This is a genomic window from Streptomyces sp. NPDC101490 (genome assembly GCF_044767145.1).
In the GTDB taxonomy this organism is placed as follows: domain Bacteria; phylum Actinomycetota; class Actinomycetes; order Streptomycetales; family Streptomycetaceae; genus Streptomyces.
The window spans coordinates 76,174-88,858 of record NZ_JBIWNI010000022.1 but is presented as its reverse complement, the minus strand read 5'-3'; the positions used below and the strand labels follow the sequence as shown (position 1 = coordinate 88,858).

General features: G+C 75.7%; 7 protein-coding genes. All 7 read right to left on the bottom strand.

Annotated elements, in window-relative coordinates; translation table 11 throughout:
- Nucleotides 1–8: 8 nt before the first annotated feature.
- Entirely contained in the window at nt 9–980 is a 972-nt protein-coding gene (locus tag ACIRQY_RS29335; RefSeq protein WP_403930776.1) for an ABC transporter ATP-binding protein, read from the bottom strand.
- Nucleotides 977–3,802: an FtsX-like permease family protein gene (locus tag ACIRQY_RS29330; RefSeq protein WP_403930813.1), complete on the bottom strand. Its 2,826-nt coding sequence runs from the start codon at nt 3,800–3,802 to the stop codon at nt 977–979. The genes ACIRQY_RS29335 and ACIRQY_RS29330 overlap by 4 nt, the downstream gene beginning before the upstream one ends.
- Before the next feature lie 311 nt (nt 3,803–4,113).
- Nucleotides 4,114–7,461 carry an FtsX-like permease family protein gene (locus ACIRQY_RS29325; RefSeq protein ID WP_403930774.1) on the bottom strand — a complete coding sequence of 1,116 codons (3,348 nt, stop codon included), beginning with the start codon at nt 7,459–7,461 and terminating at the stop codon, nt 4,114–4,116.
- A 226-nt stretch (nt 7,462–7,687) separates the two neighbouring features.
- On the bottom strand, nt 7,688–8,092 hold the full coding sequence (locus ACIRQY_RS29320) for a globin (protein WP_351792017.1): 405 nt from the start codon (nt 8,090–8,092) through the stop codon (nt 7,688–7,690).
- A 119-nt stretch (nt 8,093–8,211) separates the two neighbouring features.
- The gene (locus ACIRQY_RS29315; protein WP_403930772.1) at nt 8,212–9,942 is read right to left on the bottom strand and encodes an FHA domain-containing protein; all 1,731 of its coding nucleotides are present in this window, start codon (nt 9,940–9,942) and stop codon (nt 8,212–8,214) included.
- A gap of 41 nt (nt 9,943–9,983) precedes the next feature.
- Nucleotides 9,984–11,315: a VWA domain-containing protein gene (locus tag ACIRQY_RS29310; RefSeq protein ID WP_403930770.1), complete on the bottom strand. Its 1,332-nt coding sequence runs from the start codon at nt 11,313–11,315 to the stop codon at nt 9,984–9,986.
- A gap of 62 nt (nt 11,316–11,377) precedes the next feature.
- Complete coding sequence (locus ACIRQY_RS29305; RefSeq protein ID WP_403930769.1) at nt 11,378–12,685, bottom strand: PP2C family serine/threonine-protein phosphatase; 1,308 nt, start codon at nt 12,683–12,685, stop codon at nt 11,378–11,380.

Here is a 12,685-nt window from a genome sequence, read left to right as displayed (position 1 = left end):
GTCAGAGGTCAGCGGTCCGTGTCGTCCGGCCACACCCCGATGTGGTCCTGCTCCAGTTCCAGCGCCACCCGGTGCTCCATGCCGAGGGCCTGGGTGTAGTCCGCCGGGAGCTGGAGACGGCCCGCGCGGTCCAGCATCGCGTACTCCCGTGCCACCAGGGACTCCTGGCCCTGCTCGTCCACCTCGGTGCGGCGCAGCACCTCGGAGGAGGTGCGGCCGTCGCGGATGGCGACCGTGCGGCGCACCTCGGTGGCGACGGTCTGGTCGTGCGTCACGATCACGATCGTGGTGCCCAGCTCCTCGTTGGCCCGGCGGAAGGCCGCGAAGATCTCCTCGCCGGTGGCCGAGTCCAGCTCGCCGGTGGGCTCGTCGGCGAGGAGCACGGAGGGGTTGTTCGACAGGGCGACCGCGATGGCCACCCGCTGCTGCTGCCCGCCGGAGAGCTGGTGCGGCCTGCGGTCGCGCAGGTCGGCGATGCCCAGCATCGACAGCAGCTCCTCGGCCCGCTCGGCCTTCTGCCCGGCCTTGCCGCGCAACTGCATCGGCAGCGCCACGTTCTGGGAGGCGGTCAGGTAGGGCAGGAGGTTGCGGGCGGTCTGCTGCCAGACGAAGCCGACGATCTCGCGGCGGTACCGCAGCCGCGCCTTGCCGTCCATGCCGAGCAGGTCGCAGCCCGCGACCCGGGCCGCGCCGGCGGTCGGCACGTCCAGGCCCGCGAGGATGTTCATCAGCGTCGACTTGCCCGAACCGGACGCGCCGACCAGGGCCATCAGCTCGCCCTCCTTCACCAGCAGGTCGAGCCCCTGGAGCGCCTGCACCTCCACCCCGTCGGTGGTGAAGATCCGGACCAGCCGGTCGCAGGAGATGAGGGAGTCATGGCCGTACGAGGGGCGGTCGCGGTGCGCGGTCGCCCGCCGCTCCAGCTCCTCCAGGGTGGTGTCCGCAGCGGTCCCCCGGCTCGACGTCTCGGTCTTCGTCATCGTGTGTCTCCTGCCCTGAGTTCCTTGATCGAGCTGCTGCGTCCCGCCCACCACGCCTGTGCGCCCGCTGCCGCCGCCGTGATCAGCACGACCGCCACGGCGGGCCCCGCGAGGGACCACGGATCCGCCCGCAGCGGTGCCGAGTCCAGTACGGCGAAGCCCGGGGTGGTGGCGAGCGCGAGGCGGAACAGGTCGATGCCGGGGGCGAGCAGCGGCACCGTCACCAGTCCGGCGAGGACCCCGCCGACCGCCGCGAGGACGGCCTGCGGCAGCGCTTCGAGGCCGAGGATCCGCCGTCCCTGCTTCCTGGTCAGGCCCATCGTGCGCAGCCGGGCAAGGAGGGTGGTCCGCTCCGGCGTGCCCTGCAGCAGGGAGAGCAGCACGGCCACCACGGCGAATCCGGCGCCCGCGCCGATCGCGGCGACGTACATCCGCTCGGCGCCCGACTGGAGCGGCGAGTCCACGTAGGCCGATCGCTTCTCGGAGCGCATCGACACCGGCAGGGGGATGTTCTCCTCCTTCGCCTTCACCACGGCCCGCAGCGCGGACCCGTCCACGGAGCCGGTGACCAGCAGGCCGGTGGTGGTCCGGTGGGTCAGGTCGGCGCCGTTGACCACGAGGAACTCGGTGCCGGGGAAGGCCGGGGTGACGGGCCGCACCGCGACCACCTTCACCCGGAACACGCCCGCCGCCGTCATGATCTTCTGCGGTGTGCGCCCGAGGCGTTCGGCGACCGAGGGCGAGGCGACCGCGGGGATCACCCGCTCGGTGTCCGCCGCGACCTCCTTGCCGCCCTTGCCGGTCGACGCGAGGAGCCCGGCGGGGAAGGGGCCGAACCCTGTCCTGGCGGTGAGCCGGGTGTACGAACCGGGCTCGACGCCCACCAGGGCCCCGCTCATCGGCCGCGCGTTGACGTCCTCGGCGGACGGGAGCAGCACGCCGTACTCGATCTGGAGGGGCGTCGCGTCCTGGACGCCCTTGGTGCCGCGCACGGACTCGACGAGGCCCTCGGGCAGCGGGGTCCACTCCACGGAGCCGTCGATGCGGGCGTCCGCGCCGATGGCCATGAGCGCCGCGCGGTCGCGGGCGTCGGCGACGCCCGCGAGGACGGAGCCGCCGAAGGCCGCCGTGGACAGTGCCAGGACCAGGGCGAGCAGCGGGAGCGTGCCCGCCGACGAGCCGCGTCCGGCGCGGGCCAGGGCCAGCGGGCCGACCGCCCCGCGCAGCCTGCGGGCCGGACGGCCCGCCCAGCGCAGCGGCAGCGGATAGATCCGGACCAGGAGCATCGCGGCGATCAGGCCGACCAGCACCGGGGCGGCGCTCACCAGGTGGTCGCCGGAGTCCTCGGTGCCGCGCAGCCGCAGGGAGGCGACCGCGCCGACGGCGAGGACCAGCACGGTCAGGTCGAGGACCGTGCGGCGGGTCGAGGGCCGCGCGTCCGCCAGGTCGTCCCGGCCGCCGTGCAGCCGGGGCCGCCGGTGCCGGACGACCGCCCGCAGCGGCAGCACCAGCACGGCGACCAGGGCGACGGCGGTCGCGGCGAGCAGCGACGGCAGCAGCGGTATGTCACCGGTGCCGGGCACCGCGCCGGGACCGGGGGCGGGCGGCCGTACGGTCAGCACGGCGAGGACCACGGCGAGCGCCGCGGCCGGCACGGCGACCGCCGAGGTCTCGCCGAGGAGCCGGATCCCGATGCCGGTGAGCGAGGCGCCCCGGGAGCGGATCAGGGCCAGTTCGCTGTCCCGGCGGACGACGAAGAGCCCTCCGGTCATGGCGAGGACGACGGCCGCGACGGCCCCGATGCCGAAGACGGCGACGGCGACGACGGGGGTGATGGCCTCCCGCATCGACCCGTAGGAGTCGATGATGCCGTCGAGTCCGGTGGCCAGCGCGCCGGTGGGGCCGACGACCTGGCGCAGCTTCACCAGGTCGGGTCCGCCCTTCGCCGAGTCGAGGGCGAGGGCGAGCGCGTCGGCGTCCCGGCCGGTGAGGTGGTCGGCGACCGGCAGGAAGCGGAAGAAGGTCTCGGGCTCGCCGGTGGTGGAGAGCAGCGCGGGCGCCGAGGCGGGGGAGACCAGCAGGGCCCCCTGCCAGTAGTACTTGACCTCCAGGCCGACGGTCGCGGCCAGCGCGGGCGTGCCGAACAGCGGCTCGACGCCCCAGTAGGCGCTCTGGGTGCCGCGCGGTTCGACGACGCCGGTGACGGTGAAGGCGATGGGCTCGGCGCTGACCCGGCCGGGGACGTGCACCACGGAGCCGGGCTTGAGGTGCAGCTCCTCGGCGGTCTTGGTGGTGACCACGGCTTCCGGGCGGGCGGGCGTGCCCTGGGGGAGACGGCCGGCGCGGAGGGTGGAGTGGTCGGCGAGACCGGACGGCGAGGCCAGGACGAACTGGGGGGCGAGGCCGTCGGGCCGGGGGAGCCAGGGGTCGAGGCCGTTGACGCGCTTGACGGTGCGGACCCCGTGGGCCGCCTGGCGCGGGTCGGTCCGCAGCGGGGCGGGCAGCAGGCCCAGCACCTCGTCGTGCTGCTTCTTCAGGACGCCGGGGGTCAGCATCTGCTCCCGGGTGGCCAGGGGGAGTTCCAGACCGGGCGTTTCGGCGGTCAGCTGGAGGGTGCTGACGGCGGCCTGGGCGGTGCCGATGTCGTGCCGCAGACCTTCGGTCTCGTACGCGTCCATGGCCCGGGGCAGCGCGGCGGCGAGGTAGGCGGTGACCAGGACGAGCAGGGCCAGCGAAGCGGCGGCCCAGGGCGCGGTCCGGAGCCGGGTCCGCACCCAGGGCGCCACCGCGCGGGCGGGCTTGTCGGTCCGGGACCGGGGCATGTCGGTGGCCTTCCTGGGTACGGAGGGGGTGCCGGGGGCGTCCGGGCGGTCCCCGACGGTCTTCGGAGCCGTCCCGGGGGACGAGCTCGGGATCTTTCCGGCGGGTGCGCCCGGGGCGCGGGGCCCGGCGGACTCACCGGGGGCGTCCCCGGAGGGCGGGCGCGAGGCCGTCCCCGGGGTGCGCCCGCCGGCGGTGTCGGGGGTGTCGGCGGTGTCGGGGGTTTCCCCGTCAGGAGTGCCGGGGCTCTTCCCCGTGGTCTCCGGGTCCTCCCCGGTGGTCCCGTCCGGGTTCTCCCCGGTGGTGGCGGACATCAGCCCGCCGCCTGGTGGCGCAGGGTCGCGACCGGGTCCGTACGCCGCAGGGCGATGCCCGCGACGATGGCGAGCGGCAGCGCCGCCACCCCGGCGATCAGCAGTGCCACCTGGCCGAGGGGTAGTTCGACCAGGACCGGGGGCACCGGCCGGGCGGCCTGGCCGGTCAGGACGACCAGCGGGACGACCGTACGGGCCAGGACGGCGCCGAGGCCGATGCCGACGAGCAGCCCGATGCCGATCAGCAGGCCCTGTTCGGCGGCGATCAGCCGGGCGAGGCGCCGTTGCGGCGTGCCCAGCGCCCGCAGGACGCCGAACTCGGCGGACCGCTCCCGCATGGCACCGGCCGAGCCGACCGCGAAGCCCACGGCGGCGAGCGCGGCGGCGGCCGCCGCGACCGCCATCAGGGCGGCGTTGGGGCCCGCGCCGAGCGGGTCGCCGAGGAGTTCCCCGGCGATCTCGTCGCGGACGACGACCTGGGCGGGGTCCGCGTTGGGCCGGGCGCGCAGGGCGGTGGCGACCTCGGCGGAGCGGCCGGGGTCGACGGCCAGCCACCATTCGGTCGCCGGGACGGTGGAGGCCGCTCCGTCGGACAGGTAGCGGTTGACCGCGGCGAGGTCGAGGAGGATCGCGCCTCCGTCGTCGGGAGTGACGGCCGTGCCGACCTGGGCCGGGCGGGCGGCCGCGCCGGTGGTGGGCAGCTCGTCCACGACCTGGTGGACGACGGCCTTCACGTCCCGCCCGCCGATGGCGACCTCGATGAGGTCGCCGGGGCGGGCCCCGGCGGCCGTCATGAAGGACGCGGTCGCCACGGCGGAGAGCCGCTCGGGGGACTTCGGCCCGGGGGCGTTCATCCGCAGGGTGTAGTCCTCGACCTGGGAGTAGCGGTCGGTCTCGTCGCCGCCGGTGAGGGAGAAGGCGATGGAGTACGGGGCGGGGCGCCCGCCGGTCGCGGTGCCCGCGACGCCCGAGGTGGGGACGCCCTCGCGGGGGTCGCCGTTCTCGGTCTGGTCGAAGGCGTACGACCAGCTCTCCAGCACCTTGCCGGGGGCCTCGACCCGCTCGGCGCCGTCCGCGCGGACCACGCCGAACCGCTCGACGCTCAGGGTCTGGGCGGTCTTCTCGCCCGGCTGGATCTCACCGGTGACCTCCAGGCCGACGAGGGTGAGCAGACCGGTGGAGCCCGTGCCCGTCTTCTCGCCGGGGGTCCGGGTGAGCGTCGCCAGGTCGAGGGAGAGCCGGTGGGTGCGGCGGTCGGCGGGCAGCGGGCCGAAGGACTGCCGGTACGCGACGCCGCTGGGGTCCTCCAGGACGGCGGTGACCTGGGCGGGGCCGACCGGCTCGGCGAGCCGCAGGTCGGCGGTGAGGGTCCGGGTGCCCGCGGGCAGCGGCAGCCCGGGGCGGCTCGTCGCCCGGGGGGCGAGCGGGGTGAGCATCGAGCGGACGGGGACGTCGGCGAGGTCGGCCCGGAGCATGAGGTCGTCGGCGGCGTGCCGGGTGTCCAGCGCGAGGATGGTCGCCGTCCGGCCGGAGAGGTCCATGCTGGTGCGGTGCACGGGGGCGACCGCGCGGACTCCGGGGACACGGCCGAGCTGCTCGGTCTGGGTCGGCTCGCCGGGACCGGCGCTGAGCACGCGGACGGCCGCGCCGACCCGGAAGTCGGCCTGGTCGCGCTGCGAGCGCTCCCAGGAGTTGCTCTGACCGATGGCCAGCATGCCCATGGCCACGGCGAGGACGAGGAGGAGGACGGGGCCCGCGCCACGCAGCGGACGGCGGCTGAACTGCCAGCCCGCCAGGGCGGCGGAGAGGCCGCGCCCGCCCGCCGCGCGCCGCTCCGCCAGCTTGGCGGCGGGCGGCAGCAGACGCAGGGTCAGGACGGTTCCGGCGAGCAGGGCGAGCGCGGGCGCGGCGACGAGCACCGGGTCGATGGAGCCGCCGCCCTGGGCGTCGGCGCCGAGGGTGCCGCCCGCCGCGTCGGGCCGCTGGAGCTGCCAGTAGGCGACGGCGGCGACGGCCAGCAGACCGAGGTCCGCCCCGGCGCGGACGGGGCCGGGCAGCGACGCCGAGCGGGCCTTGCGCAGGGAGACGGCGGAGCCGTCCCCGGCGGCGAGCGCGGGGGCGACGACGGCGGCGGCGCAGCACAGGGCCACGCCCGCGGCGACCAGCCACACGGCGGGGGAGGCCGTGGTGTCCAGCTCGACGCCGAGCGAGGCGAGCGCGGACCGGTCGGCGAAGAGCCGGGTCAGCGGGCCGGAGAGCAGCGGGGCGGCGATGGCGGCGGGCAGTGCGAGGAACAGTGCCTCGATGCCGGCGAGCCCGGCGATCCGGCGCCGCGAACCGCCCCGGGCGCGCAGCAGCGCGGTCTCGCCGGAGCGCTCGGTGCTCAGCAGCCGGGCGACGAGCAGCAGCGCGTACGCGGCGAGCAGGATCAGCTGGACGGCGACGATCAGCAGCGTCGAGCGGGAGACGAGCAGGGCCCGCTGGGTCTGGTCCAGCACGGTCGGCAGCGCGGTGCTGACCGAGAGGGTGGTGCCGAAGGCGCCGGTGTTCTCGGCCAGTTCCTTCGGGCCCTCGGTGGCGGCGGCGCGCAGGGCGGCGATGCGCTCGGTGGTGAGACCGGTGTAGTCGGCGGAGCCGAGCCAGGAGGTGTCGCCCGTGCTGACCGCCCGTGCGGTCAGGACGGTGGGGTCGACGAGCAGCGGCCCGTACGTCGTGAAGGCGACGGTGCGGACACCCCGCCCGCCGGCCGGGTCGAGCTGCCAGTACAGGTCCTTGGTGTCGACGGGCCGGTAGACGCCGGTGATCCGGGCCTTCACCGCCGGGCCGTCGAGCCGGTCGGAGAGGTCGAGGACGGTGCCGGGGCCGACCCGCAGCCTGCGGGCCGCTTCCTCGGGCAGGGCCGTCTCGACGACGCCCGGGGTGCGGGCGGCGGACGGCCAGGCGCCCTTGACGAGGGTGAGCCGTGAGCGGTCGAGCGCGGCGAAGTGGGTGAGGTCCGGGTCGCCGCCGCGGGCCGCGGGCTGCCGGAGCTCGCGGGGCAGCGCGTACGGACCGGAGCGTTCGAGGCGCCGGACGGTCACCGGCAGTCCGTCGAAGGTCGCGCGCACGGCCTCCTGGACGGCCGCCTCGGCCGAGGCGCGCTTGGCCTCCGGCACCTGTCCGCCGACGAGCAGCGAGGCCGCGGCGGCGGACCGCCCCCGCAGTCCGGCCTGGAGCGCCGCGTCACCGATCGCCCCGGAGAAGGAGGCGAGGGTGGCGAGCACCGAGGTGGTCAGGAGCACGGCGAGGAGCGCCGCGGCCAGCAACAGCCGGTGCGCCCTGACGCGCAGAAATACGAACCCCGTCACCCATCCCCCTGGCCACCCTGATCACGGTGCGCACGTCGGTCGTTCCGCACGCTCCCGAAACTTCTCTCGGATGCTTTCAGAATGCATGTGCGGCTGGAAACCGCTTACAGACCGACCTTGATGGGATCGTGACCGTTATCCGGGGTTCCGTTTCCGGAATGTGTTCATCCGTGACCAGAAGGGGAGTTCGTCAAGGGTGTGAAAAGTGAAAAAAGGAGAAAGTGGATCAGTCCGCCGAGTTGACCATCGAGGCCGCCGCGTAGGTCAGATAGCGCCACAGCTCGCTCTCGTGCTCGGGAGCCAGCTCCAGCTCGTCGAGGGCGGTCCGCATGTGCCGCAGCCAGGCGTCGTGGGCCGCCCGGTCGACGACGAACGGGGCGTGCCGCATCCGCAGCCGGGGATGTCCCCGGTGGTCGCTGTAGGTGCGGGGGCCGCCCCAGTACTGCATGAGGAAGAGCGCGAACCGCTCCTCGGCGGGGCCGAGGTCCTCCTCGGGGTACATCGGGCGCAGCAGCGGGTCCTCCGCGACGCCCTCGTAGAAGCGGTGGACCAGGCGGCGGAAGGTCTCCTCGCCGCCGACCTGCTCGTAGAAGGTCTGCTCCTGCGCTGTTTCCCCGGGAATCTCGTTCACCGTTCCATCGTCTCAGACGACCAGTCCTAGGACCGGGGAACCAGGACCGCCCCCGGGGCCCGGGCGGGCGGCCCCGGAGGACCGCGCGCCGGGCCCCGGGGGCGGGCGGTGGGACGGCGTCAGCCGAGCCGTACCGTGATCGTCGTCCAGGCGCCGACGTGCACCCGGTCGCCGTCCTGGAGCTGGACGGGGACGTACGGCTGGATCGGTTCCTCACCGCCGTTGACCGTGGTGCCGTTGGTGGAGTTCTGGTCCACCACCGCCCACGAGCCGTCCGGCTGCTGCACGAGCACCGCGTGCTGGTGCGAGACGCCCGGGTCCTCCGGCGGCACCGACAGGTCGATGTCGGGGGACTCGCCGGTGGAGTGCCTGCGGCGCCCGACGGAGATCTGGTTGCCCTGGAGCGGCAGCTGCTTGGCGGGCGAGTACGCGGGCAGGTTCAGGCCCGTCGCCTCGGGGCCGCTGCGCTGCATCATCGCCAGGAAGTAGTCGCGGTCGGGACCGATGTACGCCGTCCAGGTCCCCGGCTGCCGGGGTGGCTGGAACTGCTGCTGCGGCGGCCCCTGGTGCGCGGGAGGCGCCGGGGGCCCCTGGTGAGGGGGAGGCTGCGGCGGTTCGTGGCGCTGCGGCGGCTCGGAGTGCGACGGCGGCGACAGCACCCAGTCGTCGTCCCCGCGCGGCTGCGGCGGGGACTGGACGGGTGCGCCGGGCGGCGCGGCCGGGCCCTGGAGGTACGCGGGGGGCTGCCCGGGAGCGCCGGGCGGCTGCTGTGCCGGGGGCCGCCGCGGCGGTGCCTGGTGGTGGGTCGGCTCGGCGCCCAGGGGTTCGGCGGGCCGGTTGACCTGCGAGGGCCGCGAACCGTGGTAGCCGAACGGGTCCTGCTGCTGGCCCTGCGGGGGCGGCGAGGACGGGAAGCCCGGCGGCAGGCTCGGACCGGGCGGCGGACCGGGCTGCTGCGGCGGCGCGGAGTGCGGGGGAGCCGGGGCGTGCGGGGCCGGGGGCTGCGGCGCGGCGGAGTGCGGCGGCGCGGCGGCGCCGCGCTGCGCGTTCTGCGGGGCCAGCGGGGTGTACGAGGTGGCCGTGTGGGTGAGGAAGTTCCAGCGGCACTCCTCGCAGAACGGCGACATGTGCTCGCGCGGGGTCCGGCACTGCGGGCAGAGCTCCGCCTGCGCGGTCGCGTTCGAGTCACCGCCGGGGCCGAAACCGCCGTGACCGGGACCGTGGCCGCCGGGGCCGGGCCCGTTGCCGAAGCCGCCGGGGCCATCGGGGCCACCGGGTCCGGGGCCTCCCGGTCCGGGTCCGAAGCCGCCGGGCGCGGGCGGCGGGCCACCGCGGCCGGATCCCTGTCCGGGACCGTCCCCCGGGCCGAAACCGCCGTGACCGGGGCCGTCACCAGGACCGAAGCCGCCGTGACCGGGATTGTGACCGGGACCGTGGCCGGGTCCGTCACCGGGTCCGAAGCCGCCGTGTCCGGGACCGTCTCCCGGACCACCGAAGCCGCCGTGACCGGGACCGCCCTGTCCCGGCCCGTCACCGGGGCCGTAGCCGCCCGGCGGGGGCGGCGGGCCGCCGTGGCCACCGGGGCCGGGGTAGCCATAACCGCCCGGGGCGCCGGGGCGCTCGGGAGCGGGGTAGCCGTAGCCGCCCGGAGCACCGGGGCCGTCGGAGCCGGGGTAGCCGTAGCCGGCCGGGCCCTCGGGGGCGCCGGGTCCTGGGTGTCCGTAGGCGGGCGGCGGCGGGGGAGGCGGCGGTACGGCACCCGTCGGCGCACCCGCCCCGGCCATGCGATGGCCGCAGACCTCGCACCAGTCGTCGGAGACCGACTGGTGTCCGTTCGGGCAGGTCGGCATGTCGGTGCTTCCCCCTCTCGTCGTCCGGCCCGCTGGCCGGGCTACCTCTTGACGCGAACGGTCTTGGTGGAGCGGGTTTCGAGTGTCATCTCGTCCGCTTCCGCGACCTTCGCCTTCAAACGCACAGTACCGGTCGCCGCATCGACCACGTCGACCACCTTCGAAAGGAGTTTCGCGGTGTCCGCGTTGCCCGAGGCCGCCGCGAGCTGCACGGCCCGGCCCAGTTTCGCCGTCGCTCCGTCGTGATCGCCCGATTTGCGCGCGTCCAGGCCCTGCTGGATGACGTCCGCGAGTTCGGCCTGGCCCGTGTAGTGCGCGACCTGCGGGTTGATCGACGTCGACATGGCCAGGTCGTCCGTCCACACCGCCCGTACCAGCCCCTGGGACAGCGGGCGGAGCTCGCCGTCCAGCGGGTCGGGCGCGATCAGGGAGACCCGGGCGGCCAGCATCTCCTGGCCGACCGAGGCCAGGGGGACCCGTACGGTCACGTGGTAGTCGCGGGACTCGTCGCCCCAGGAACCCGTCGGGTAGTCCCCGGCGCGCGGCCCCGCCTCCGTACGCCGTCCGGTCAGGTCCTCGACGGTGGGCGCCACCTGCTTCACGAAGGCGATCTCCACCCCCACCGGGGTCCACAGGCGCAGGGCGACGTCGGCGACGCCCTTGCCCATCGCGTGCTCCATCATCGAGGTGAAGTCGGCGGCGAGGGCGGCCGGGTCGGCGACGATGTCGGCGGTGCCGAGCAGCGCCGAGGCGATCCCGGTGACCTCCTTGACCTTCCAGTCGGTGCCCACTCCGCGCGCGTCGCAGGTGAAGCGGCCCGCGCAGGAGTCGAGCGCGGCCGCCAGCTCCTCCGGCGACTCGTGCTCGTTGCGTCCGTCGGTGAGCAGGATGCCGTGCCGGATGGTGAGGTCGGCGGAGGACAGCAGCCGGTCCGCGAGCCGCAGCCAGGTGCCGATCGCGGTGCCGCCGCCCGCGGTCAGCCCGCGCAGCGCCTCCTTGGCCTGGGCCCGGGTGCGGGCGTCGGCGACGGCCAGGCGCCCGTTGCGCGGGTAGACCTCCGTCGCCCGGTGCGTCCCGGCGACGACCGCGAACGAGGTGCCGTCGCGCAGGGTGTCGATCGCGGCGGCGGTGGCCTCGCGGGCGCCCCGCATCTTGGTGTCGGGGTAGTCCATCGAGCCGGAGCAGTCGACCATGATCACGACACCGGCCGTGCCCGCGCCCGACGGGCCGTACAGCCGCTGGCCGGTGGTGCCGCCCCCGGTGGAGGTGACCGTGACGATCGCGCTGACGTCCCGGCCGCCCTCCGGCAGGAACTCGTTCTGGTAGACGTCCACCGAGAACTGCGGCACGGTCGACTTGGAGAAGTTGGCCATTCTTTACGGCTCCTCGGGCAACAACGGTTTCGGGGACGGGTACCGGCGGCCGTTCAGGCGGATCATGCCCCGGGTGAGGCGGCGGTGAACGGCACGAGCGCGACCGTGATGTTGTCGTGGCCGCCGCCGTCCAGGGCGTGGCCGACGAGCGTCCGGGCGCTGTGCAGCGGGCGGTCCGCCGCGTCGGCGGGCACGATCCGCGCCATGTCCCCCGCGCCCTCGGCGTAGTTCCACAGTCCGTCCGTGCAGACGACGACCACACCGGACCGGTCGGGCTTGAACGCGGCCGTGTGCGGCTCCAGCTCGTAGGAGTCCGCGCCCAGCCAGCCGGTGATGGCGTGGGCGCGCTCGTCCGCGTACGCCTCCGCCTCGTTCATCAGGCCCGACGAGACCATCTGCGCGGCCCACGAGTCGTCCTCGGTCAGCCGGGCGGGCGGGGCGGCCCGGTCGTCCGGCACCCAGTAGACGCGGCTGTCGCCGACCCAGCCCACGACGAGCAGTCCGCCCGTGACGACGGAGCCGACGATGGTGCAGGCCGGGGCGTTGCGGTGGCGGTGCGCCTCGGCCTCGGCCGGGCCCGTCCCTTCCGCGAGGGAGTCGACGGCGGCGGCGGCGGCCACGATCGCCTCGTGCATGGCCTGCTGCGGGTGGGTGCCCCGGGGCAGCGCGGCGAGCAGCGAGGCCCCGGCGGCCTCGGCGGCGGCGGCGGACGCCTCGTCGGGACGGGTCGCCGAGGACACGCCGTCGCAGACGATCGCGACGGTCGCGGGGGAGCCGTCCGGGAGGGTCGTCGTGGAGACGGCGAACGCGTCCTCGTTGCGGTGGTGGCGCAGCCCCCGGTCGCTGACGGCGGCGACACCGGTCAGCTCCCGCTCCATGTGGTCGCGCTCGCGCGGCTGGGCGTGCCCGCAGTTCTCGCAGTAGCCGTCGGTGTCCACCCGCCCGGCCCGGCAGGCCACGCACACGGAGGCGGAGGCGGAGGCGGCGGGCGGCGGCGCCGGATCGGCCCGTACCGCCGTACGCGGATCGGGGGCCGGCAGCGTGAAGTCCCCGTCGCCGGTGGCGGTCCGTCCGGCGGGCGCCGCCGGGGGCGGCCCGGCGGCCAGCTCCCGGCCGCCGGAGTCGGTGCCGGGCAGATCGCCCGGATGCTGGGTGGCGGCGGACAGCGAACCGGACTCCCGGTCCGGGGCGTCCGGCCAGGCCACCGGGGTGCCGATGGCCACGGTCGGGTGGTCCCGGCCGTCCCCGGCGGCGGGCACGGCCGTCAGGTCGTATCCGCACGCCCCGCAGAACCGGTCGCCCGCCTCCAGGGGTTCGGCGCACTCCGGGCACACGGTGAGTCCGTGCGACGGCTTCGGGTTCTGGGACAT

Coding starts and splice junctions, on each gene's coding strand:
- ACIRQY_RS29330 (WP_403930813.1), bottom strand. CDS start 3,802: ATGCCCCGGTCCCGGACCGACAAGCCCGCCCGCGCGGTGGCGCCCTGG.
- ACIRQY_RS29335 (WP_403930776.1), bottom strand. CDS start 980: ATGACGAAGACCGAGACGTCGAGCCGGGGGACCGCTGCGGACACCACC.
- ACIRQY_RS29305 (WP_403930769.1), bottom strand. CDS start 12,685: ATGTCCCAGAACCCGAAGCCGTCGCACGGACTCACCGTGTGCCCGGAG.
- ACIRQY_RS29310 (WP_403930770.1), bottom strand. CDS start 11,315: ATGGCCAACTTCTCCAAGTCGACCGTGCCGCAGTTCTCGGTGGACGTC.
- ACIRQY_RS29315 (WP_403930772.1), bottom strand. CDS start 9,942: ATGCCGACCTGCCCGAACGGACACCAGTCGGTCTCCGACGACTGGTGC.